Source organism: Thermodesulfobacteriota bacterium (genome assembly GCA_040753795.1).
Lineage (GTDB): Bacteria > Desulfobacterota > Desulfobacteria > Desulfobacterales > Desulfosudaceae > JBFMDX01.
Genome location: JBFMDX010000031.1, coordinates 1 through 24,637 on the forward strand (window position 1 = coordinate 1; position 24,637 = coordinate 24,637).

The 24,637-nt window shown below is 57.4% G+C and carries 20 protein-coding genes and 1 tRNA gene; 10 read left to right on the forward strand and 11 right to left on the reverse strand.

Features of this window, described 5'->3' with window-relative positions:
- The 7 genes from dctP to AB1724_19810 all read left to right on the forward strand — a co-directional run.
- A partial coding sequence (gene dctP, locus AB1724_19780) for a TRAP transporter substrate-binding protein DctP (protein MEW6080058.1) occupies positions 1 to 588 on the forward strand: 588 nt, incomplete at its 5' end.
- Positions 589 to 601: 13 nt separating this feature from the next.
- Positions 602 to 1,093 carry a TRAP transporter small permease gene (locus AB1724_19785; GenBank protein MEW6080059.1) on the forward strand — a complete coding sequence of 164 codons (492 nt, stop codon included), beginning with the start codon at positions 602 to 604 and terminating at the stop codon, positions 1,091 to 1,093.
- Positions 1,090 to 2,391 carry a TRAP transporter large permease gene (locus tag AB1724_19790; protein MEW6080060.1) on the forward strand — a complete coding sequence of 434 codons (1,302 nt, stop codon included), beginning with the start codon at positions 1,090 to 1,092 and terminating at the stop codon, positions 2,389 to 2,391. The genes AB1724_19785 and AB1724_19790 overlap by 4 nt, the downstream gene beginning before the upstream one ends.
- Before the next feature lie 187 nt (positions 2,392 to 2,578).
- Positions 2,579 to 3,361, forward strand: a complete 783-nt coding sequence (locus tag AB1724_19795) for an AAA family ATPase (protein ID MEW6080061.1) — start codon at positions 2,579 to 2,581, stop codon at positions 3,359 to 3,361.
- Entirely contained in the window at positions 3,361 to 5,484 is a 2,124-nt protein-coding gene (locus tag AB1724_19800) for a DEAD/DEAH box helicase (GenBank protein MEW6080062.1), read from the forward strand. Before AB1724_19795 ends, AB1724_19800 begins: the two co-directional genes overlap by 1 nt.
- Positions 5,485 to 5,735: 251 nt before the next feature.
- Positions 5,736 to 6,830: an endonuclease/exonuclease/phosphatase family protein gene (locus AB1724_19805; protein MEW6080063.1), complete on the forward strand. Its 1,095-nt coding sequence runs from the start codon at positions 5,736 to 5,738 to the stop codon at positions 6,828 to 6,830.
- Entirely contained in the window at positions 6,827 to 7,891 is a 1,065-nt protein-coding gene (locus AB1724_19810; protein ID MEW6080064.1) for a hypothetical protein, read from the forward strand. Before AB1724_19805 ends, AB1724_19810 begins: the two co-directional genes overlap by 4 nt.
- Positions 7,892 to 7,906: 15 nt before the next feature.
- On the opposite strand, the gene AB1724_19815 is transcribed toward AB1724_19810, so the two are convergent.
- The 3 genes from AB1724_19815 to AB1724_19825 all read right to left on the reverse strand — a co-directional run bounded on the left by AB1724_19815 (position 7,907) and on the right by AB1724_19825 (position 11,908).
- Positions 7,907 to 10,096 (reverse strand): acetyl-CoA hydrolase/transferase C-terminal domain-containing protein, encoded by a 2,190-nt coding sequence (locus tag AB1724_19815; protein ID MEW6080065.1) that lies wholly within the window; start codon positions 10,094 to 10,096, stop codon positions 7,907 to 7,909.
- A gap of 14 nt (positions 10,097 to 10,110) precedes the next feature.
- A complete protein-coding gene (locus AB1724_19820; GenBank protein ID MEW6080066.1) occupies positions 10,111 to 10,323 on the reverse strand; it encodes a hypothetical protein in 213 nt (70 codons plus the stop codon).
- A gap of 184 nt (positions 10,324 to 10,507) precedes the next feature.
- Positions 10,508 to 11,908: a radical SAM protein gene (locus AB1724_19825; GenBank protein ID MEW6080067.1), complete on the reverse strand. Its 1,401-nt coding sequence runs from the start codon at positions 11,906 to 11,908 to the stop codon at positions 10,508 to 10,510.
- Positions 11,909 to 12,217: 309 nt separating this feature from the next.
- On the opposite strand from AB1724_19825, the gene AB1724_19830 reads away from it, so the two are divergent.
- A complete protein-coding gene (locus AB1724_19830; protein ID MEW6080068.1) occupies positions 12,218 to 13,972 on the forward strand; it encodes an NAD-dependent epimerase/dehydratase family protein in 1,755 nt (584 codons plus the stop codon).
- A 219-nt stretch (positions 13,973 to 14,191) separates the two neighbouring features.
- A complete protein-coding gene (locus AB1724_19835; protein ID MEW6080069.1) occupies positions 14,192 to 16,036 on the forward strand; it encodes a tetratricopeptide repeat protein in 1,845 nt (614 codons plus the stop codon).
- Here AB1724_19835 and AB1724_19840 read toward each other — a convergent pair.
- From AB1724_19840 to AB1724_19850, 3 genes are all read right to left on the reverse strand, one after another.
- Entirely contained in the window at positions 16,026 to 17,138 is a 1,113-nt protein-coding gene (locus AB1724_19840) for a sulfotransferase (protein ID MEW6080070.1), read from the reverse strand. The two genes, AB1724_19835 and AB1724_19840, sit on opposite strands and share 11 nt — an antisense overlap.
- 46 nt (positions 17,139 to 17,184) lie before the next feature.
- Positions 17,185 to 17,272: transfer RNA gene (locus AB1724_19845), tRNA-Leu, on the reverse strand.
- Between the two features lie 112 nt (positions 17,273 to 17,384).
- On the reverse strand, positions 17,385 to 19,073 hold the full coding sequence (locus AB1724_19850; protein ID MEW6080071.1) for an alpha-amylase family glycosyl hydrolase: 1,689 nt from the start codon (positions 19,071 to 19,073) through the stop codon (positions 17,385 to 17,387).
- Positions 19,074 to 19,192: 119 nt separating this feature from the next.
- On the opposite strand from AB1724_19850, the gene AB1724_19855 reads away from it, so the two are divergent.
- Entirely contained in the window at positions 19,193 to 20,104 is a 912-nt protein-coding gene (locus AB1724_19855) for an MBL fold metallo-hydrolase (GenBank protein MEW6080072.1), read from the forward strand.
- Positions 20,105 to 20,148: 44 nt separating this feature from the next.
- Here the strand turns inward: AB1724_19855 and AB1724_19860 are convergent, their stop codons facing one another.
- The 5 genes from AB1724_19860 to AB1724_19880 all read right to left on the reverse strand — a co-directional run.
- Complete coding sequence (locus tag AB1724_19860) at positions 20,149 to 21,879, reverse strand: hypothetical protein (GenBank protein MEW6080073.1); 1,731 nt, start codon at positions 21,877 to 21,879, stop codon at positions 20,149 to 20,151.
- Between the two features lie 27 nt (positions 21,880 to 21,906).
- Positions 21,907 to 22,377: an ATPase P gene (locus AB1724_19865; GenBank protein MEW6080074.1), complete on the reverse strand. Its 471-nt coding sequence runs from the start codon at positions 22,375 to 22,377 to the stop codon at positions 21,907 to 21,909.
- Positions 22,378 to 22,734: 357 nt separating this feature from the next.
- Complete coding sequence (locus AB1724_19870; GenBank protein MEW6080075.1) at positions 22,735 to 23,028, reverse strand: type II toxin-antitoxin system RelE/ParE family toxin; 294 nt, start codon at positions 23,026 to 23,028, stop codon at positions 22,735 to 22,737.
- A complete protein-coding gene (locus AB1724_19875) occupies positions 23,016 to 23,198 on the reverse strand; it encodes a hypothetical protein (GenBank protein MEW6080076.1) in 183 nt (60 codons plus the stop codon). The genes AB1724_19870 and AB1724_19875 overlap by 13 nt, the downstream gene beginning before the upstream one ends.
- 609 nt (positions 23,199 to 23,807) lie before the next feature.
- Positions 23,808 to 24,637 (reverse strand): hypothetical protein (locus tag AB1724_19880; protein ID MEW6080077.1); only part of this gene is annotated, 830 nt, incomplete at its 5' end.

Here is a 24,637-nt window from a genome sequence, read left to right on the forward strand (position 1 = left end):
GCCCATGGCCCGGGCCTGCTGCACACCAAGAAAAAAGTCGCCGCTTTAGAAGAAATGAAAGGGCTCAAAATCCGTTCCACGGGATTAAGCGCCAAGGTGGTGGAAGCCCTCGGCGGCGTTCCCGTGGCCATGTCCCAGGGCGCCACCTACGAAGCCCTGCAGAAGGGCGTGGTGGAGGGAACCTTTGCCCCCATTGAAACGCTGAAAGGGTGGCGCCAGGCCGAGGTCATCAAGTCCACCGTGGACTGCCGGGACATCGGCTATACCACCGCCATGTTCGTGGTCATGAACAAGGACAAATGGAACCAGCTTCCCGAAGATGTCAAGAAAGTGTTTACCGATGTCAGCGATGAATGGGTCCAGGTCCATGGTAAAGTGTGGGATGACGTGGATGTGGAAGGACGGGCTTATACCCTGGAGCTGAAAAACGAGATCGTCGCCCTTCCCCAGGCGGAGAACGAGCGCTGGATCAAAGCGATCGAACCGGTGATCGCCGGTTACATTGCCGAAGCCGGGGCAAAGGGCGTTGACGCCGCCGGCGCCGTGGCCCGGCTCAAGGAACTGATCGCCGGTTTCAGCAAACCTTAATTTGGTAACCATCATGTCTTATCTTAAACAATATAAAAACGGGGTCAACCGGTTGGCCGACAAGGCCAACTGGCTGGCCGCGGCCGCCATCGTGGCCATGATGCTGGTGACCGTGACGGACGTGACCCTCCGTTTTTTCCGGTGCCCCGTCCCGGGCACCTATGACGTGGTGGGCCTGCTGGGGGCGCTGACCATATCCCTGTCCCTGGGGTTCACCTCCGTTCAGAAAGGCCATATCGCCGTGGATTTTCTGGTCTCGCGCTTTTCCGCAACGGCGCAACGCCGGATTCACGCCGTCAACAGCCTCATCGCCGCGGTCTTCTTCGCCGTCGTGGCCTGGGAAAGCGGGGTCTACGCCATCAGCCTGAAGGCAGCCGGCGAAGTATCCCCCACCCTGAAGCTGCCCGTCTATCCCTTTGTGCTGGGCGTCGCCGCCGGATGCGTGCTGCTCTGCTGCGTCCTGCTGGCCGATTGCGGGCAGTCCCTGGCCGGGGAGGAGAAATGAGCCCTACCTGGATCGGTATCATCGGCATCATCGCTCTGTTTACGCTGATCTTCTCCCGCATGCCCATCGGATTTCTCATGGCCATGATCGGGTTCGCGGGATTCGGCGCCATCGTCTCCTTTGACGCCGGGCTGAACCTGGTGGTCAAGGACATGTTCGCCGTCTTCGGGTCCTATGATTTGACGGTGATCCCCCTGTTCGTGCTGATGGGACAGGTGGCTTTTCACGCCGGCATCAGTTCCCGGCTTTTCGACGCCGCCTACAAGAACATCGGCCATCTGCCCGGCGGCCTGGCCATTGCCACCATCGGCGCCTGCGCGGCCTTCTCGGCCATCTGCGGCTCCACCAACGCCACCGCCGCCACCATGGCCGCGGCCACCCTGCCGGAAATGCGGCGTTACCATTACCGGCTTTCCCTGGCCACCGGGGCCGTGGCCGCCGGCGGCAGCCTGGGCATTCTGATTCCGCCCAGCGTTATTTTCATCGTGTACGGCATTCTCACGGAACAGTCCATCGGCGAGTTGTTCATCGCCGGCATTCTGCCGGGCCTGCTGCTGACCGTCCTGTTTATCGCCGCGATTCTGATCTGGGCCGCGATTCAGCCGGACCTGGGTCCCCCCGGCCCAAAGACAACATTTAAAGAGAAAATCGTCTCACTGGCCGGCATCTTCGAAACCGCCCTGATTTTTATCCTGGTCATGGGCGGCCTTTTTGCCGGTATTTTTACCCCCACCGAAGCCGGGGCCATCGGCGCCTTTGGCACCATCGTGCTGGCCGTGATCCGGAAAAACCTGACCTGGGGCGGGCTGGTGGCCTCGCTGTTTGAAACCACCCGGATCAGCTGCATGATCCTGGTTATTGTGGCCGGGGCCACGATCTTCGGCCATTTTTTAGCCGTCTCCCGTATTCCCTTTGACATCGCCAACTGGGTGTCCGGGTTTTCCCTGCCGCCGGCGGTGATCGTCCTGCTGATCATCGGGGTCTACCTGATCGGCGGATGTTTTATCGACTCCCTGGCCCTGATCATGCTGACGGTGCCCATTTTCTATCCGGTGATTGTCCGATTCGGCCTGGACCCCGTCTGGTTCGGTGTCATTATCGTGCTGGTCACCCAGATGGGGGTCATCACCCCGCCGGTGGGCATCAATGTTTACGTGGTCAAGGGCGTGGCCAGAGACGTGCCCCTGGAGACGATTTTCCGCGGCGCCTTTCCCTTTCTGCTGGCCATGATCACGGCAACCCTGCTGATTGTCTTCTTCCCGCAAATCGCGCTGTTTCTGCCGGGAATGATAAGATAAAAAACGGTTTAAGGTGTAAGGTTCAAGGTACAGGGGGGTGCAAGGTATGCCCTGTACCTTACACCTTACACCTTAAACCTTGAACCTTACACCCCGTTTATCCCCTTGATATAAAACACCCGCCAATGTATATCTTGATTTTAAACAAACACATCGTGAACAAATCGGTCACAAGGAGCATGAGCAAATGAAAATCGCCATCAGCGGCAAGGGCGGCGTGGGCAAGACAACGGTGGCCGCGCTCCTGATTCGCGCCCTGAACGATGACAACAAAAAAGTGCTGGCCATTGACGCCGATCCAGACGCCAACCTGGCCGCGGCTCTGGGCATCAAGGACGCGGACAAAATTGTCCCCATTGCCGACATGAAAGAGCTGATCGCGGAACGGACGGAATCACAGCCCGGATCCATCGGCGGTTTCTTCAAGCTCAACCCCAGAGTGGACGATCTGCCCGACACCCTGTCCGCCAGGCTCGGCAACATCAAAATGATGAAACTGGGCGGGGTCAAGGGCGGCGGCGGGGGCTGCATCTGCCCGGAAAGCACCCTGCTCAAGGCCCTGGTCACCTACATCACCCTGCAGCGGGACGAAGTGGTGGTCATGGACATGGAAGCCGGTCTGGAGCACCTGGGGCGGGCCACGGCCATGGCCGTCAACCGCCTGATCATCGTGGTCGAACCCGGGCAACGCAGCATCGAAACCGCCTTTCATATCAAAAAACTGGCCGGTGACATCCGCTTAAACCGCCTGTCCGTGGTCGGCAACAAAATCCGCAATCAATCGGACGAGGCGTTCCTGCGGGAGCGGCTGCCGGGTTTTGATATCGCCGGTTTTCTGGACTATGACAACACCCTGATTGAGGCGGACCTCAAAGGGATTTCACCCTATGACACGGACACCCGGCTCAAGGACAAGATCAGGGGGATTGTAAACCTCCTGATGCAACCTGGACAGGCATCCCCGACTTGATGAGAAGACGAAAATATTCCGACAAACCCGACGGCGATTCCCGAACCGCGCCCACTCACCACCGGGCCGCCGCCAGAAAGAAAGGGAAAAAGCCGCGTTTAAAACCCGGCAGCGATCCCAAGCTGAAAAGAATCTTTTCCATGATCGGCGTTCCGGAAAGCGCGAAGTGGATTCCCGATCCGTTTCAACTGGACGCCATCGCTGCCGTCAGGGAAACCGACTGCATCGTTACCGCGCCCACCGGCGCGGGGAAAACCTGGATCGCGGAGCAGGTCATCACCCGCCTGTTGTCCGAGGGGAAAAAAACCTGGTACGCCTCTCCTCTCAAGGCCCTCAGCAACTCTATTTTCGAATCTTTTTCCCGCCTGTTCGGCGAGGCCAACACCGGCATTCTGACCGGAGACAGAAAAGAAAACGCCGATGCGCCCATCATCATCGGCACCACGGAAATACTGCGCAATCAGCTCTACGACTCCATGCACACCGGCGAAGACCTGGACACCGACATGGTCATCCTGGACGAAGCCCATTTTCTGGGCGATACGGAGCGCGGCGTGGTCTGGGAAGAAACCATGATCTACCTGCCCCGGCGGATCCCCCTGTTGATGCTTTCCGCCACCATCGGCAACCCCGATGAAATCGCCGCCTGGCTGACCTCCATCCGGGACAAACCCTGCCGGGTGATCCGGGAGACAAAGCGCCCGGTTCGACTGTATCCGCTCTTTCTGCATCCCTCGGGCACGATTTTCCCGCTCATGGCCGAAGCCGAGAAATCAGGGCGTCAAGAGATGTATAAAAAAACCTTGCGCTCCGTTCATTCCGGCGCGCCCGACAAATCCCCGCGCTATGGCTACAGCCTGCCCCCCATGGATGAAATCCTGCGGGTCCTGCGGCGGTACAACCTGCTGCCGGCGATTTTTTTCATGAAATCCCGGGCCGACTGCGACAAGGCCCTGGAGTCGTGCGACCGGGAGGGCTTGGATCAGGATCCCGACCGCCGCCAACTCCTGGACGAAACCGTGAGTGATGTCATCACCCGCAACCCCTACCTGGCCGGCCACAAGCAGCTACACTACATCCGGGAAAAGGCCGTGGCGGCCCACCACAGCGGCCATCTGCCGGTATGGAAAAAAACCGTGGAGCAGTTCATGGACGGCGGCCTGCTGGATGCCGTGTTCGCCACTTCCACCGTGGCCGCCGGAGTCAATTTTCCGGCGCGAACGGTGGTGGTCTTCAACTCCGACCGGTTCAACGGTAAAGACTTCATGCCCCTGACTTCCATCGAGTTTCACCAGATGACCGGCCGGGCCGGCCGCCGGGGCAAGGACAACATCGGGTTTGCCCTGATGATCCCGGGACGGTTCATGGACTTAAAGCACATCGCCAAGCTGGTCAACTCCCTGCCCTCCAGCATCAACAGCCAGATCCGGATCAACTTCTCCATGGTATTGAACCTGCTGCTGGCGCTGTCCCTGGATCAGATCCAGATACTGCTGCGCCAGTCTTTCGCCCGCTTCCAGCATCAACAGGCTCACCAGAACGGGCAGGAAGCAGAGGCGGATTTATGGGAGAGCCTCCTTGACCAGGTGGATTTCCTCAAGGAAACCGGTTACGCCGAGGAATCCGGGGCGCTGACCGAAGACGGCCGCTGGGCCTCCCAGCTCCGGGTGGATCAGCCCCTGATGATTGCCGAGGGCTTCCGCCTGGGCCTTTTCCCCGAGTCCGATCCGGGCCTGCTGGCGGCCATCATCGCCTCGTTTGTCAATGAGCGGCAGACGGACGATCCTGAGCGGCGACCGGAAGGCGTTCCCAAAAAATTGCGTTCCGCCTTTTCCCGCGTCCGGCACCGGCTGGCGCCGTTTATCAAGCACATGAACCGGAGGGGTTTCGCACCCTCGGAACTGCACTTTGCTCCGGCCATCACCATGTATAAATGGTCCACCGGAGTCCCCTGGGAAGTGGTGGTCCGGGAGGCGGGCATCGAAGAAGGCGACCTGGCCAACCTGGTTTTCCGCACGGCCGATAACCTGCGGCATATCGCCACCCTGAAACAGGTCTTCCCGAAACAGGCCCTGGCCGCCAGCCAGGCGGTGGATATGATCATGAAGGAGCCGCTGGTTTAAGGAAGGTGCAAGGTGCAGGGTTTAGGGTGTAAGGTGAAGGGTACAAGGCACAGGGGGCGAGGTTTAAGCAGTTGAGGAGTTGAGCCGTTTAGTCGTTGAGGGGGCAAGGGGTTTAATCGTTGAGTCGTTTAGAAGTTTAGGGAAAACATCGTTTCAACATTTCCTGCGATCATTTTGTCATGGCCGGTCAAAGTCCTTCTAAACGCCTCAACAAATCAACAACTCAACCCAACAGTGCTGAAACTCGTTTTATGAAGCCGTCATTATGGAAAAAAAGCGTTATCAAATGGGCACCCGCGATCTTCTGCCTGTTCGTCTTATCCGTGACGGCCGGGGCTGAAACGATAAAAATCGCCACGTACAATGTCGGCAACCTTTTCGACGCCGTTGACGATGGGAACGAGTATCCGGAATACGATCCGGCCGGGCCTTACGGCTGGAACCGGGACATGGCAGACACCAAGGCCGCCAACATTGCCCGGGTCCTCACGGCGCTGAAAGCCGATATCGTCTGCCTCCAGGAAGTCGAGTCGCGGCGGGCGCTGGACCTGCTATTGAATCACCTTCAAGACAACGGTATCCCCTACCCATATTCCGCCATTGCTGACCAGAATAAAACGGCCGTCAAATGCGCCGTCATTTCCTCCCGTCCGATCATCGACCGGCAGGAATTGTCACCGGGTAAGGGCATGAGATCCATTCTCCAGGTGACGGCCCGGTGCGGGCAGCGACCCCTGGTGCTGTTCATCAATCACTGGAAGTCCAAACAGGGCCCGGAAAGTCTGCGCCTGGCTTACGCCCGCGCCCTGAGAAATGCCGTCGACCGGCTCGGCCCCGGAACGGATTACATTATCGCCGGGGATTTCAACGCCAACTACGATGAGTTTGTTACCCTCCCCGTCGAGCCTTCCCTGAACGACACCGGCGGCGTCACCGGCATCAATCATGTTCTGGGGACCATCGTGAACAATTGTCTGGTAACCGAAACCGATCTGAACCCGGCGGCGACCGGCAGGCGCTATAATCTGTGGCTGGAACTGTCTCCGGACAGGCGCTGGTCTTATCTCTATTTCGACCGGAAAAACACCCCGGACAGCCTCATCCTGCCCCGGGCCCTTTATGACGGCAACGGCATCGATTATGTCGATAACTCCTTTGACAAATTCGATCCCGGCTTCCTGTTTGACGGTCGGCAAAACATTTACCGGTGGCAGCGGACCGACAGGGGCCGGGGCAAACACCTGGGCCGGGGATATTCCGATCATCTGCCGGTCTTTGCCCTGTTCTCCACGGAGCCCTTCCGACCGGCCGCGGATGGAATAAAGAAGCCGGTGGAGAGCCCATGAGTGCCTACCTGTCACGACTGACGGACAGTCCCGGGTTCGGACGGATCAACGGGCTTAAACCGGATAGTCTCTGCCCCTATCTGTATTACACCATCGCCCCCTATATCTACACCATTGCCAACGGCGGCTGGTTTTCCTGGGTAAAACGAGCCCGAAACCCGGAAACCCGCAGCCCGGCAATCATAACGAATTACCGCCTGAAAAAAAATAACGGCCGCTTTGTCAACGAAGTGGTGGTGAGGTGTCCCAACCCGCGTGTCCCTGTCATTGCCGGAATCGGGCCATGGACGGGCGGCGCCGTCTCCGTCCGTATTCTGCATGGCGGCGGCGACTGCCTTTACCGCCACTCGCCCGGCCAGCAGGTCTTTCTGGACAGTGAGAACGGTCGTCAGCCGCTGGCATATTCCCGCCAGTTTCCGGAAGTCCTTCTCCGGTCCCTGACGGACCTGCCCCTGAAAACCGCCATGACGCTTTTTGACCAGGGCCATGCCGGCTCGATAACACCGGCGGAGATCATCTCTCCCTGCCGGTTTCATCACGGGAAAACGCCTCACGATTCACGGCGCCTTCTGCCGGACAACTGCTGCCCCCACGTTTTCCAGCATGTCTATCCGGATGTTCTGGCCGCCATGGTTGACGCCGGTTCGGACCCGCTTCTTGCGATTCAGCACCCCGGGAGAAATGACGGGGAAAATGGCGGGAAAATGACCGTTGAAATCAAGAAAATGCAGGGCCGGCGCAACCGGACGGCCGGACGCCTGGTCGACGGTTTATACGCCCTGTCCCGTTTCCTCGGCCATCCCCGTGAACGGCTCGATTACAGGCTCGAGATCAGGGTCGCCGCGTCGAAAGCCGCTGGCGAGTGCCCCATGAAAATCGGCGCCGTCTGCGCCGTCAATCTGAACAATTCTGACTTTCTCTGCCCGGCCTCATTCCACGCAGCCTATCCTTACCTGCTCCTGGCCGCGGCCGGTGAAAAAATGGCCTGGGACGGTTCCCGGGGTGACAATCGCATCCCCTGCCCGGACTGCGCCGGCGTGATTTACATGGTAAAAAATTGACCGGCAGACCCTCTTTCAGATCTTTCCGTCAGCCGCCAGTGCCGCCAGAACGATCCCGCGCAGCAGCCGCTCCTTCAAGTCCACCGGATGGTCCAGGCGCATCCGTTGCAGATAGGGATCGGCCGCCGGGGGAGCGGGCGAAAACATCCGCCCGGCCACGACCGCGGCGACAGCCAGGGGATTCCGTCCGGCTTTCTGCCTGAACCGGCGCAGGGCGCCGCCGAGCGCGACCTCCTCCGCGGTCAGTTCCGTGCCGCCCGGGAAGGCGGCAAACAGCCCCTGCTTCCGGTACGGCGCCAGCTTGTCGGCCAGGGCCTCGGGATAGTTGTTCCGAAAACGGTCGGGAATGCGGTATGACACGGGAATCTTGCCGGCTTTCCGGGCCCTGGCCAGAAGGCCGTCCTGGAAACGGGAGTCGGCGATCTGGATCAGGGCCATGGCCACATCCCGGTCCATCTTGCCGCGCAGGTCGGCAATGCCGTATTCCGTCACGACGATGTCCCTGAGGTGCCGGGGAATAGTGGCATAGCCGTAGTTGAAGACGATATTGGAAGCTACGCGGCGGCCCCCTTCGCGCACACTCTTGATCATCATGATCAGGCGGGCCCCTTCCAGGGCGTGGGCCATGGCGACAAAATTGTACTGACCGCCGACCCCGCTGATGACCCGGCCGTCGGCCAGGGCGTCGGAAACGATATTGCCCGCCAGGGTGATCATCATGGCGGCGTTGACAAAGCGGGCGTCCCGGCGCTGAAGTTCCTTGAGCTCCTGGTCGCCGTAAAGCTGATTCACATACGACACCCCGGTCATGGAAAACTGCCGGCGTGCTTCCTCGCTCATGCCCCGCAGGGCGTCATAAAAACGTTTCGGCCCGATAAAAAAACAGCCGTGGGCCACGATCCCGTTCCGCAGCCGGTCGCCGACGCATTCGGCCAGAATGCGGCTTTTCGCCTCTTCGTCCCGCAGGTCAGCGGAAAAAGTATCGTTGTCGTCCATGATCCGGTCATCGGCATAGCGCAGCCCGGGTTTGAAGAATCCGCACTCCCGGAGGCGGTCAAACTGCCGCGCGGTCATGACCGGCTGGACCCCGGCAATCGCCTCCAGGACGTTCCGGGCCGCATCCGGGGTGATGGCCTCTTGGAGCAACCCGTCGTTGACGGCTTTCTGGATAAAAGGATCGGCGTATACCTGACGCCGGAGAATACCGCCCCGGTAAAGATCGATAAACGTGTCTACCAGCATTTCCGTGGCGCCGTAAAGCCCCTGTTCAAAGGGATCCAGGCCGCCGATACGATCGACGAGGGGCTGATAGTTTTCGGCGATTCTCATCCCGTCAACAATCTCCCGGTATAGCCGCGGCTGGCGGTGGCGCAGCAGCAGGCTGGCGGCAATCGCGTCCCCCAGGGAACCGATGCCCACCTGCAGGGTGCCGCCGTCCCGGATCAGGGTGCTGACATTGAGCCCGATGGCGTGGTCGGGCACGGACACCGGCCGGCTGGGAACGCTGAACAGGGGCGTTTCATATTCGGGATTGTCGATGATGGCATCATAGGTACCGGCCGGGTTGACGGCTTCGCCGTACATGAACGGCAGCTGGTTGTTCACCACGGCGATGCGCAGATGAGGGATGTTTTTCCGGCCGAGCCGGGGAAACCAGCGTTTCAGGTCCGGCCCCAGGTCGGCATTGCAGCTCTCGCTGTAACAGACCCGGCCGTCCAGCTCCCGCCTGGCCACGCCTTGGCAGTAAACCAGGGCCCAGTCCGGTTTTTCATCCAGCAGTTCGGTGACCATATCCCGGACAACATGGGTGTAGTTGGAACTGCAGTGGTTCTGCTGCGACGGCGGGTGATGGAGCAGAGCGCCGGCTTTAAAATAAAACTCCTTGAGGACAACGTTGGGCGGCAGGGCGTTTTTACGCAGGTCGGTCATGTAGTCCAGGTCCGGCACCCCGGCCCAGATCCGGTCCGCCATGGGCCCCAGAATCCGACGCTCCAGCTCGCCGGAGGCGGCCGGTTTTTCCAGGGACAGGGCGGTGGCGATGATCAGTTGAATGGAGGGATCGGCCTTGGCCCGGCGGTAGACTTCATTGACAAAGGCCTGGGGTTTGCCCAGGGCCAGGGGCAGGCCCAGCACCACTTTTTTACCGCAGACCTCAAAAACGTGATCCACGCAGGTCCCGATATTGTCGAAAAACTTCGTTTCCATTGCCATTATCCCCTTTAGAGACAATCTCCCGCCTGCAAATGAACCAGCCGCTCGTAAAAAGCCGCCACGCCCGGCGCGCCTGAAATAATATGTCCTGTCGGCCCATACGAACAGGCGCTGGACCGGGTCCGCAGCCTGGCCGTGCACATGGAGGTGGTCCGTTTCCTGGGCAGTTGCCCGGCTTTGGTGCAAAGATCGTTCAGATCGTCATGACGTATGCGCTTCATCATGCCTCCGGCTCGGGTTCGTATCATGGATTTGGCAAGCTTACATGGAAACGCCATGATTGACAACTGCCGTACGATAGAGTGATTTAAGCCAAAGAGAATCCGCCGGCGGCAAAGAATCCTGAGAGGCGGCGGAAGAAACACGGCATCCCCTGGCCGGACTGCGCCCGTGTACTTTGCGGCATCAGAAATCCTCCAGGTCACGGAAACTCAGGGCCAGCGTGACGAGCACCGCCCAGAGGGTGCGGAGGTTTTTAGGCGCCACCCGCAAGGTCCGCCACATTCTCCGGATCGAAAAATGGAAACGGCGGTAGGCGGATTTGTTGATTTTCCACAGGGTGGCGGACGGCACTTCCGAGAGATTGACCCGCAACACCGAATAGCGCATATGCCCGTTACCGTCATTTTGGGCCTCTTTGACAGGAAAGCGTTCCGCCAGTTCCGTTCCCGGGAAAGGATTGACATAAAAGAAAAATGCCTGGTGAAGTTTTGAACCCAGGGCATAATCGACCGTCCGCCGCATCTCCGTCTCGGTTTCCGTGGGAAACCCCTGCATGAAAAACCCGCCGGTCATAATGCCCCGGTCGGCGGTATAGGCGATCATTTCATCGGTCCTCTGGAAATCGAGGTTCTTGCGGATCAGCCGCTGGAGCCTGGGCACGGCCGTCTCCACGGCGTAAATGATGCGGTAGGTCCCGGCCTGTTTCAACAGGTCGATCAGTTCCCGGTCCATGCGGTCGGCCCTCAGTCCCGTGGGAAAGGAAAGGGCCAGGTCCAGCTTCTCGTCTATCATGCGCCGGGCGATGGCCTTGGCCCGGTCCGGATCGGCATTAAAACAGTCGTCTTCGATCTCGATTTCCCGGACACCGTAAGTGTCCTTGAGCATGGCCATTTCCCGCACCACCGATTCGGGGGACCGGGCGCGGAACTTCCGGCCGAAGACATTATGGCAGTAGATGCAGCCAAAGGGACATCCCCGGCTGGTAAACAGGGGGAGGCAGCGATGGGACTTCTTGATGACACTCTGACCGGAACGGCCGGGAAAAGAGAAGTATCGTTCCGGCCGCAGCAGATCCCAGGCCACGTTCAATTGATTGATGTCTTCGATGAACCCGTCGCGCGGAACAGCCTGAACGACGCCGTCCCGGCTGAAAATTACACCCGGAATCCGGTCCGGGGCCTGGCCCGCTTCCAGGGCCTTCAGGTAACCGGTAAAACCCGCCTCGCCTTCGCCGGCCACGGCCAGATCGATCAGGCCGGTGGCCACCATCTCTCTTCCCAGGCTGGAAACCAGGGCGCCGCCCAGGACAACGGGGGCCTTACCGCCTTCCCGTTTATAGACGCCGGCCACATCCAGGGCCGCCTCCTTTTCAGCCCTGGCATAAAGGGCCGTGAGGCCGATAACGTCCGGCCGTTCATCCAGAATCCGTCTTACCGTCCGCGTCACGGGCAGCCGTTCCAGCCGGGCGTCCAGGATGGTCACGTCGTGGCCGGCCGACCGGGCGGCGCCGGCGATATAGCCCAGGCCCAGGGGCAGATAGGTGGATTTGAGTCCGGCATTGGGCCGGACCAGCACGACTTTCATGGAAATGTCTCCGCAAGATATAACCTCATTTTACCCTATCTCGCTTTTACGCACGGATCAAGCCGGCGCTTAACTATTGATAAACTATACACCAATAAACTTGACGCATTCTCATATAAATTAGTTATTATGAGGGAAAACTGTAAAATATTTTTCTTGACCATTAAGTCCAAATAGGATAAAAGCAACCAACGAGCATTGATGCTCTCGTAAAAAAGTTTTTGTGAGCGCCTTTTGATCTTTTTGGGAATCATCACATTTTAACCTGGCCCCGGCTTTCACCGGACCGACGAACAGGGAGAGAAAAACATGGGCAAAACAGTCGCTATCACCGGCGTCAACAGCTATTTCGCGTCAACGCTGCTGCCAAAACTCCAGGCTGATCCGGACGTCGATAAAATCATCGGCATCGATGTCACCCCCTGGAAAGGCGGCTTTAAAAAAGTCGAATTCCACCGTGTCGATACCCGCGACGCGACCATCTCCTCTCTGCTCCAGGGCGTCGACGTGCTCTTCCATCTGGCTTTTGTGGTCGCCGAAATCCAGGACAAGCAGAAAACCCGGGATATTAATATCAACGGCAGCAAAAACGTTTTTCAGGCCTGCGTCAACAACAATATCCGCAAGGTTATCTATACCAGCAGTATGACAGTTTATGGCTCGCACCGGGACAACCCCATCGGCTTCACCGAAGATTCGCCCCTGGCCAGAAACGACGACAACTATTACAACACCAGCAAGGTGGAAGTGGAAAATTTCGTGGCCGACTTTTTCAAGGGCCACCCCGACATCACCCTGACCATTGTCCGGGCCGGGCTGCTGGTGGGGCCGAAAATCAACAACATGTTTTCAAAACTCTGGTCCATGAAGGTGACCGCGCTGCCCTCGGGCAATATTTCCCATAACCAGTTCATCCATGAGCAGGATCTGGGCGAAGCCCTCTACCTGGTTTACAACCGGGACGTCCCCGGCATTTACAACGTCACCGCCGACGACGCCGTGACGACCCGCTGGTGTTTTAAACAGGCCGGCGCCATCGTCATCCCCCTGCCCGCGGCTGTCCTGAAAGTGATCGCCAACATTGCCTTTAAACTGAGACTGTTCCCGGCCAGCGGCGGCTGGGTCAGCGTAAGCCGTTACACCATTTTCGGTTTGAGTACCAAATTCAAGCAAGCCACCGGCTGGCAGCCGCGTTATTCATCAGCCGAGGCTTTCCAGGATTATATCAAGGCCAAGAAGCGGGATGCCAAGGATAATCCCATCCAGGCCACCCTGTCCTGGATATTCAAAAGCGGGCCGCGGACCCGGCCAACCATGGCCGTGCTGCAAATCTTCCGGCTCGGCAAGGTTCCCGGCATCCGGCGACTGATCCCCTGGATGAACCCGGATAAGAACAGCATGAGCTATCTGCCGGTCAACAAGACCCTGGGCGAGGTTTCCAACCAGGCCCTGCCGGTCCAGGCCCTGCATGATTTCATCGACAAGGCCACCATCCACGTCATCATGGACAACTGCGGCTGCCGCCTGGCCCGCAACTGCCAGCACTACACCCACGATGTCGGCTGCCTGTTCATGGGCAACAGCGCCCTGAAGATCCCCCATGGCGTCAGCCGCCGGGTGACCCGGCAGCAGGCCCATGACCATGTCAACCGGGCCATCGACGCCGGACTGATCCCCATGACCGGCAAGGTGCGGGTGGATAACTTCATCTTCCTGACGCCCGACAAAAGCCAACTGCTCAGCGTTTGTTTCTGCTGTCCCTGCTGCTGCATGATGACGGCCTTCAAGCATATTCCCGGCGACTACCTGGACGGCATCATGCCGCCGATCGAAGGCGTCCGCGTGGAAGTGACCGACGCCTGCGTCGGTTGCGGCAAATGCCTGGAAGCCTGCGGCTTCGGGGCCATATCCATCGTCAACGGCCGGGCCGTGCACGACAACCACTGCCGCGGTTGCGGCCGGTGCGTCAACTTCTGCCCGAACAACGCCATTAAAATCACCATCGACAACCCGCATGTGGTCGAGGATATCAAGAAGCGGATCGAATCCTACGTCGAGTTCTGATCCGGCGACCTTACCGACCATCACAAATCATCGTCGCCCCGCGCAAGAAAAAAAATTTCCTGCCGGGGCGACAGTCATTTTTGCGGCCGATCGTGAAAAAAGTTTTGCATTCATACTGTTTCTACGCAAAAGTATGGACATCAACCGGTCATCTGGCGGAAACCGGAGGACTACCCCTTAACGTTCTAAAAAAAATACCGGGCCGGACGGGAAAAGGCCATGACAACCGCTTCCACAGACAGAAAACCGGGACTTCCGCGTGCCTGGTTGGCGCCGGTCGTCATCGCTGCCGCCGGTCTCCTGGCCTATGCCAACACCTTTGACGCCCCCTTTGTCTTTGACGACATCTCGAATATCGTTGAAAACCCGTACGTTAAGGTCTCCGGCCTGACGGCTGATGAAATCATCCGTGTCTTCCGGTACGCCTCCAACCGTCCCGTCACCTACGCCACCCTGGCGCTGAACTGGTTTTTCCATCAGGACCGGGTTGCCGGATACCATGCCGTCAACCTCCTGATCCACATCCTGACGGCCATCCTGGTCTGGCTGGTCACCCGGGAGACTACGGCCCTGAGCCGCATCACCGGCCGCTTTCTGCCTCTCGGCGCGGCGCTCTTATGGGTGACCGGTCCAGTCCTGATCCAATCCGTCACCTATATTATCCAGCGGGCCGCCTCCCTGGCGGCCTTTTTCAGCCTGCTGTCCCTTTTCTGCTACATCCGGGCACGAACCAGCCGGATGAGGCACCCCGATCGGAAAGGGTCGTCAGCGCCCTGGTTTGTCGCCTGCGGCATCTCTCTCATGGCCGGACTGACCTCAAAAGAGATCGCGGTGCTTATGCCGCTGTTTCTGCTGCTTTACGAGTGGTATTTTTTCCAGAACCTTTCCGGCCGCTGGGTCAGGCGTCATGCCCCATGGATCGTCCTGCTCCTGGCGATGGTCATCATCACGGGCATGGTCTATCTGCGCGGAGACGCGTCCAGCCGCATCCTCTTCGCCGGTGAAGATAAGGTCTTTACTTCGGTCCAGCGCTTCATGACCGCGCCGGCGGCGGCCATCTATTTACTCTCACTGATCGCCTTCCCTCACCCGGTCCGGCTCAATCTTGATTATGATTTCCCCTTATCCCGGTCGTTGTCGGAACCGGTCACGGCCCTGGCGGTACTGGCCCTTATCAGCCTGGCGGCGGCCGCCGTTTACTCGGCCCGGAGACACCGGCTGTTCTCCTATGCCGTTCTATGGTTTCTGGGTAACCTGGCCATGGAAACCGCTTCACCAGGGCTGGAAGTCATCTATGAACACCGCCTCTACCTGCCCGCCCTCTTCCCGGTCATCGCTTTTACCGCCGGCCTGTATCGTTTGCTTGGCGACAGACGGTCAACGATTCTGGTAATGCTCGCGATGACGGTCGTGCTCGGTGCCTGGACCTTCCAGAGAAACGCCGTCTGGGGAAGCGGTACGGGCTTGTGGCTGGACTGCGCCCGCAAATCTCCCGGCAATGCCCGCGCCTTCAGTCACCTGGGGCTGACCCTGGGACGAAACGGACAACATCCACTCCAGGCCATTGACTACTTGAACACCGCCCTGGAGCAGAGCCGGAAACGCTGGGGTGACGATCACCCCATGACGGCCGTCCATCACTACAATTTGGCGGAGATATACCGGGTAACGGGAAACACGGGCCAGGCCATTGTTCACTACCGGCAGGCATTGTCGCTGCTGGCTCCGCCTCATCCCGGGATTGCGGCGGTCTACAACAACCTGGGCACCATGAAAAAACGCGCGGGAGACATGGACGGCGCCATGGCCGATTACCGAAAAGCGCTTGAAGCGCTGCCGGACAGCCTGAAAGCCCCGGGACAGAGAACGATCAGCGCGGCCGGCATTTACAACAATATGGCCGTACTTTGCGCCGAGCGGGGGGATATGTTGCAGGCGGAGCATTATATGACAGAAGCGTTGCGACTGCTGACGGACGAATTCGGAGAGCATCACCCGCTGACGGAAAGGATTGCAAAAGCCTTGAGGGAACTGACCCGAAACCCGGCCGGCATCAGCCCGTAAATCGCCGCATGGCCGCGTAAGCCTCACCGGCCTCCGCCTCAATAGCGGCCTGCTCCTCCCGGGTAAAGGGAAACGGCCTGTCCTCCCGGGGCGGAAAAATTGTTTTCGCCTTTTGCCTAAGAAATTCCAGATCAACCGTCAGCCCGCAATGATCATAAATTTTCGCCAAAATCTTTTCCGGGAAACGGCAGAAATCATCATGGTCGACAACGATGGACGCGGCCCGCAGGGCGTCGTCCGCAGCGAGCAGGCCGCCCACATACCGGTAAACGGAAGCCCACAGCAGGCCCAGTCCCCGGGCCTCCTGCCCGCTGTTCCACAGGTCCATGATCCGATCCGCCGTCTTGCCGCATCCGGTGTTGACGGGCCGGCGGTCAAGGCCGAACTCGAAATGACCGGCAATCCGCATGTAATTCAACACCCGCGGGTCCCGCGCTTCGGCTTCACAGAAAAGGCGGTGCTGCCGCGACAGGGAAGCCGCCTGGGCGACCGGGCTCCGGACCGGGATAACGAACCGGGCGTCCGGAAAAATCGTCTTCAGATAGGCCAGCCGGGTCACGTGATAATTGGCCTTGGCCAGGTACCGGCTGCCCCTTCGCAGATAGAGTATTTTACGGATCTGATCCCGGTAAAAGCTTTCAAAAGCCGGATACCGCGTCCGGCCGTCCATCACCTGAGACCGGGAAGACGCGTGGCAGTCCGGGAAAAACATCATCCACAGGATTTCCTCCATGGCTTCGGGGCTGCGCGGAGTGACCCGGATGCCGTCCCGGTGAAAGCGCTCGACCGGCTCACCCCTGCCGCCGCCCGCCAGATCGACAAACCGGTTCCACCACAGGGGGATGCATACCAGGGGATAATCCCGGTATTGATGAGCGGCCGTCTGTTCATGAGCGGCCAGGAGTTCCAGGAGGATGGTGCTTCCGGACCGGGTCAGGCCGGTGACATAAACCGGCCGGTCGACGGACAAATCTTCGATTTCGTCCCGGAAAAATTTTGATTCCAGGTTGCCCAGATACCGGCATAGCCCCGGGCGCCCGGCAAAAAAACGGCTCAACCGGTCTTCAAAGGACGTGATGGCAAAGGCTTTATCTGAAGTCATGCGTTCTCTATATCATGCGGACAACGGCGGGGGCGGATGATTTCTCTGGTGCCTGGGGCGGGAATTGAACCCGCACAGCCTCAAGGACCGAGGGATTTTAAGTCCCTTGTGTCTACCAGTTCCACCACCCAGGCAATCGCAGTAAAATCAAGTGATCTCAAGCAGCACGGCCCTGCGCCGCCTGATTTTCAAAGGCCCAAACTTGCACAGATCCACACAATTTGCAATAAAAAAACTATGGCCTTTTCATGCCAGCCACAAGAACCCGAAAGGCGGCAGCCGGATGTTCCCGGAGTCGAAAATGGTTCCGGTGATCAAATCCCTGAAGACAGGTGAGCCGAGGCCGGACAAGTCCAGAGACATGCCTTCTCCCGAAACGCTGGTGAGCGCCAGAAGGTTCTGATCTTCGCAAAAGCGCCTGACGGCAAAACATCGGGGAGAAAGATCAAGAACTTCAAACCCGGCATTGGGGTGAAAGGCCGGCTGTTGCCGTCTTATTGCCAGCATGCGAACATAAGGGTGGAAGATTCGGTGACGCAGGGTTCCCGGCGTTAAAATTTCCCGGAGCACTTCATCAGCGGCAAGGGGGCGGCGGTTAACGGTCCTGGCCCGTCCGGTCAAGCCGCCCCCCTCATGCCAGTTCCGGGAACCCAGCAGGCTGTGGATGTAAACACCGGGGACTCCCGGCAGAACCAGTCCGACGGCTTGAGACGCCAGGAAACGGGCGGCGCGGACGGCATCGCCATCATCCGGGCCGTTCAAAGCATCGACATAGGTAATGTTCAGTTCATAGGGCGCTTCGGAACCATCGGCACTCCTCCGGCAGGAGACATATCCGCCGCCGGCCCGGACATGACCGACCAGGGCGGCGATCTCCGTCTCCGGCAGAATCCCTTCCAGGGGCCGGACGCCGATCCCGTCGTGGGAGGCGGTGAAGTTGAAGAAGGCCGTCTGATCCGAAGGCAACGTCAGTTCCCTTGCCCAGCGGGTCAGCATGGTTGCATCCCGGCGGACAAAAGCGTGCAGCAGCAGTGGCGGCAGGGTGAAGTTATAAACCATCTGGGCTTCGTCCCGGCCGTTGCCGAAATAGGCGATGTTTTCCGCGTGCGGCACGTTGGTCTCCGTAACAATGACCGTGTCCGGAGCGACCCGGTCCAGAACGGCCCGGAACAGCCGGACCATATCGTGGGTTTGGGGCAGGTGGATGCAGGAGGTTCCGATTTCTTTCCAGAGATAAGCAATGGCGTCCAGACGGATCAGCGACACGCCCTGACGAACATAAAACAGCAGGACATCGATCATCTTTTCCAGAACGCCCGGGCTCCTGTAGTTCAGGTCGATCTGGTCATCGGAAAAGGTGGTCCAGACATGAACGGTGCGGCCGTCTGTTTTCCGGTACGGGGTCAGCAGGGGCGTTGTCCGCGGCCGGATGACACCGGACAGATCCTGTCCGGGGTCGGCCTCCAGGGCCAGATCCTCAAACCCCGGTTTCCGATCCAGATAACGCCGGAACCAGTCGCTCTGTGAGGAAATGTGATTGACGACCAGGTCGGCCATCAGCTCAAAGTTACGGCCCAGGCGGCCGATATCGTCCCATCCGCCCAGCTTCGGGTTCACGGCAAAAAAATCGGTCACGGAAAACCCGTCATCCGAGGAGTACGGGAAAAAGGGAAGGACATGGATGGCGGAAAAGGCCGGTCGTAAATATTCACGCGCGAAACGGTCCAGGGTGGCCAGGGGATATTCTCCGGGATGATTCAGGCTGTCGCCGTAGGTGATCAGCACGGCGTCGCTGTTTGAAAAAAAACCGGCCTGGCCCCGCTTCTTCATCGGGGAGGCGTCAAGCATCGGCATGATCCTGACCAGGGCTTCCGTCCCGACCAGTGGGCCGTAAATCCGTTTCAGAATATCCGCGATGCTGTCATCACCGCCCATGGGCCATTCCTCCGGTCATGATCCCAACAGCAACCCCGCCGGCATGATAATTGACTATACCAGAACCGTTATGATAAGTAACCGCAAAACAGACAACGCACCGCATGAGGACGCTGACAATGAGTTATCGCATCATAACATGGTCGGACCGGCTGACCCAGATTCTGTTGACACCGCCCATCGCCGGGTTTGACGATTTCATCTGCGCCTGGGTGTACCGGGGGCCGGAAACCTTTATCGTGGAGACCGGGCCGTCGTCCACCGCCGGCGAACTGGTGGCAGCCCTTAAGGAAATCGGCCTGACCCGGCCTGATTTTATCCTGCTGACCCATATCCATATCGATCATGCCGGTGGTATCGGTGAAATTGCCGCGGCCTTTCCGGGAGCGCCGGTGGTCTGTCACGACATGGCCCGGCCTCACCTGATCGACCCGGAAAAACTCTGGCAGGGCACCGTCAAGACCCTGGGCGATACCGGCCGTGCCTATGGCCCCATCAGGCCGGTCCCGGAAGACCGGCTGATGAGCGCGCAGGAGTTTTCCACCGGATCGATCCGGCCGGTCCTGACGCCCGGCCACGCGCCGCACCATGTCAGCTTCATCACCGCCGACGGCATTGTCTTTGCCGGAGAAGCCGGCGGCGTCTGCATCGATTTCCATGACACCGTTGATTATCTTCGGCCGGCCACGCCGCCCAAATTCCGGCTGGAGACCTCGGCCGCCAGCATTGATCTGCTGGTCGGGGAAAGCCCGGAAACCATCTGCTACGGCCACACGGCCGTGAGACCCGGGGCCGTGGCCCGGCTCAAAAAACACCGGGAACAGCTCTTCTTCTGGAAGGAATTGATTGCCGGGGAAATCGGAAAAGCCGAAGGCGACACCCTCATTGAAAATTGCGTCGACCGGGTGACGCAGGCCGACCCCCTGCTGAAAGGACTGGCCTTCGCGACAGAGCCGGCCAGACAACGGGAATTGTATTTTATCAGAAACTCCATCAGGGGGTATATCGACTACCTCGCCCCGGCCAAATGACCACCAATGACCGGAAAGCATTGACACAAACAGTCCATTATCCGTCAATCCGGTGTGCCGCGAATTGGATTTGAATAGAACTCCAGCCCATTGATTTCCGACCCTTGCAATTCGCGACGCACCGCTTCCGGATCCTCCACCAGCACCAGTCGTTTGCGTTCCGATTCCCGGCTCCAGTTTATAATCAGGGTTTGCGACGGCAAAACAGGCGTGCCGGTTATCTGCCGGTAATGCAACGTCAACGGATACAAAGAGTAGCTCAGCAGATTGCTCCGGTGGCTCCGCATTTTATCGATAAACCCCAGGGTCTCCCGGATATACGGCCGGTAATAAAAGCCCAACATCGCCCGGCCGGCATTCCCCTCCAGTGTTTTCAGCTCCCGGCCGGTCTTGTCCGTGAAATCAACCGGCATAATGATATCGCTTTCCGGGGAATGGCGGGCCAGGGCCTTTGACAGCCGGATCGCTTCCCCCAGGTTGTATTCGCCGGAAACATGGATGGCAAAAATCATGTTGAGCCACAGCACCGCCATGATCCCGATATAAGCATAAACAGCCGCCCGTAACTTTTGCGTCCGGTGGATATCGCTGATGGCCAGCCATAGAAAATAGAAATAAGCGAACCACACGCCTGTATGATAATCCGGCGGGACAAACTTTTTGAGCAGCAGGAACAGGACCACCTGAGCAAGGTACAGGATGATCATCAGCAGAGAGACGAATCCCAGATGGTCTTCCAGCCCGAAGGATTCTTTTTTTCCCGCTTTCCTTATCAGCCGTCCAGCGGTCATCACCAGGCCCCAGGCGATCAGCGCGAAGCCGGCCATGGAAATCAGCGCCAGTGCCCGTACCAGAAACGGCGGCAGCCATCCGGAACCGATAACCCCATCGGTAAAAAGCAAAAGGAAATCATAGCTGAAAAACAGACCGCCGGATATCAGCGGAAACAGCGTATTCAACCAGAACTCAATTGAGCCGGGGGGAACCGGCCCGGGTACAGTCGATTGCGCCGGTTCCCCCGGCAGGTGAATCTGACCGTAGAGATCCGCGATGGCCGGCAGCGTCAGGGCCAGCGCCCCGGCCAGTAAAACCGCTGTAATCAGGGCGTGCTGTTTGATCCAGCCGCGTTCATCGATAAAAAACATGAGCAGAAAAGCGGCGCCCGCCACCAGGCCCCGGGGATGGATGAAAAACATCAGCACCAGAACCAGGAGCCCGGCCGCCGCCGTCAACCCCCGCCGCTTTTCGTAAAACCGGGTATAGCAGCAAAAGGCCAGAAGACATAGCGGAATCAGCCAGGGATCGTCGCTGAGCTGACGGCTGTAGGCATGGCAGAACGGGGAGAACAGGACCAGCAGCGCCGGATAAAACGGAAAGGACATTACCCGCGAAAGATATCGAAGCCCGGCCAGGCACAGCACCAGCGTGATCAACTGCTTGATCAGAACAATAGCCGTCAGGTCGGGCGTCAGCAAAAGCAGCAGTTGATAGATCCAGACATGAAAGGGATGATACACGACCGGGATCGATCCCCTGACGCCGTGGGCGGCCGGTTCATGATACTGGTTGGCCTGAAGGGCGGTCCGGATGGTTTCGATCTGCTCCGGATAGTTCCAGAAAATTATCTGCCACGAACCCGGCCTGCCCCAGAAATGATCCCCCGGCCACAGTAAAGAGGCGGCCATGGCCGCCACCAGCAGGACCAGAAAAGCGGCTCTCCGGCATGAAAACCGGTCAACCGTCACGGAGCCATCAACCTTCTTCGACCATTGCATAAGGTAATCCGTCGGGAACCGCCAATGTCACCGCCGCAGCCCGGCGATCAGGCGTCCGGTATGGGTCAGCAGGGACAGGGCCGAGAGGATGTCCGGGCAGACCATGTCCGCGGCCATGACGGTTTCCACGCAGGCGCCCTCTTCCTGGATCAGGGCGATGCCCAGTTCCGCCGCTTCCAGCATCAGCTTGTCATTGCGGCCGTTGCCGATGGCTACCACCGACTCCACGCCCAGTTTGCGGATATAGTCCAGCTTGCCCTGATCCTGGTTGGCCTCCGACAGGATGGAGAGCGCCGCCGGCACTCCCTCCAGTTGCGCCCGAGCCCGGCCGAAAGTGTCAGCGGTGATGATATGAATTTCCAGGCGGCCATGCAACGCTTCCAGTGCTTCCCGAACGCCGCCGATCAGGTGGCCGTCGCAAGCCAGAGTGCCGTTGTAATCCATGACCAGGTGGTTCAGCCGCAGGGTCTTATATCCGGGAATCGTCACCTCTATCATCAGATTCTCCTCAGTCCTCATATCGCTTGTAAAAAGAAGGCCATCTTTGCCGAGAGTTGTTTGTTCGTTGACCTGTAAAAAGCCGCTTTGTTCGCTCACCTGATCATGTTGGGCGGGTTCAATGCCCTTGGCTAAATTTCTCGAACTCGGGCTTCGCCCTCAAACAGCGAGAAATTTTTAACGCCAAGGGCATTGAACCCTTTCTCCCCAAAATGATCAACGTTCGCTCACAAAGGACTTTTACATGTCCGGTCCGAGGTCCCTAACATTAAAGTTCGTCTCAATCAAAAGCCGGAGATGCTTTTGGGCGCGACATTATTCGATTTCAAAAAAGACTAGCAGATTTTGGCTTTTTATTTATAAGTACCGTCTTATATCCAGCGCGCCGTGGAAGATTCCCAGAATTTCAACCACATCCGGAGATCGAAATAAATACACTATACGGTAATGGCCGTAGAGTAGAACGCGGATATCGCCTTCTTCTTCTGAACGGTAGTGATATCCTATCTCTGGAAACTCCGCCAGCATCTGCGTTTTCCGGTATATCCCGTCTGCCACATGCTTTGCGGCCTCCGGGTTGTCTTCGGCGATGTATCTATAGATGTCTTCCAGCCAGGCTGCGGCCTCTTCAGTCCATCTTATTTCTGCCATCGCCGAATTCGCTTCCCCATTTCTTCGTTTGAAATCAAGCGTCCATGACGAGCGTCTTTGAGTCCGCGATCAACCATTCCAGCGAACGCCAGTTCCCGGACAATTTCCTCATAGGTTGCGTCCTCGGGCTGTTCTTCAATGATCTCTTTCAATTTTTCTTTGGTTGTCATATTTTCATCTCCCTTGTTTTACCAACGGCGCCCGCCCTATCTGTCCATTTTTTTGGGTGCCTGGTTCGGCACTATCTATTATTTTTCAATGCCCTATCATCGTCGCTCTGGTAATGGAACCGAATTGAGAGGAGGAAGGTCCTTGCTTAATTTATCGCTTGGCGAAGAAGTGGCACGGAGTTCCGTAATCGAGTATGGTTGTCCCATCTCATTTGCACGCGAAGTAATAGCCACAAGGCGACCGTCTCGCAATTTAAAGACATCTGTTCGCTCAAGAGGGGCTCCTAAAGACAGTTCGTGTGAAATCAAAATTCCAGAACGAGAAAGGCCTAATAGTGCTTCTCCAAAAGGTTCGCCAGCATAAATCTCTGCTGCCATAGCAACTGAACTGAACGTTACTATGAGAGCGATGTATGCGCTAATCAACCGTATCATCATCACTTCACGCTCTTTCTGTAAACAAGCCGAACGTCCACCGTCACTTGCGAGCAGGGAACTGTAACTACAACAAAGCCACGTTAACACTGAACTAGGATACTGAAAAAGCAACCCGCCCCTGCGAGTCAAGTGCATGGTTTTGTTATGCCTTGTTATTCTATCATTCTATAACTAAAAATCTGTACAGGAAAGTAATGCCCCAATGTAATAGAATACAAATGCAAAAGTTAAATTTGTTATATTTAACAGAATCCCTTTGGGGGTAAATTTAGCTTTAACATATTGAATAAATATTATCGTTGAAAATATTATAATCAATATTGGCAACAATAATTTCATTAATTCGAAAATTTCCAACCGCAATAATAGCCTACTTAAAATAAAAAAAGTTACACCAAAAGTGGATATCATTGATTCAATAATTTTATTGTTTATTTCCCAATTGTAATACGCTTCCTTCAGAGGTCTTGATAAATTAGAGTCAACCCATAATACGAAAAAGAAAAAGCTGTAGTATGTAAGTAAAAGAATATTTAATATCGTGGCAAATCGTTCAAATAATATCATATATTTCGTACTGCCGTTGAAGTTGGTTATATGCTTATCTGATCGAACCTTTAAAAAAACCCACCAGCAAGTGCCCAATCCTACAACGAAGGTAAATGATGGCACTTGTATGATGATTCTTAAAACATCCAAATTGGGTGTCGGGTCATATATTTTATTTTCAATTCTCCAATTAACAGTGTTGATCCGATAACCAAGCCCTAAGATGAAGAAAAAAGCCGAAACAACTTGGACCAAAATTCCGCTCTTGAACTTTGCATCGTTTATGGTCGTTTTAACTATGCTGTTGTCCATTATCTTTATAGGCATAACGTCTGAGGTAAGTTGCAAACTGGCGAGAAAAAAAATAAATGGCCTCGTTTTGCCAGCCAGTTTGTCAACTTCACCTCTTGGTTCAAGTAGGTCCTTCAATATTAATAGGGTAAAGTACCGAA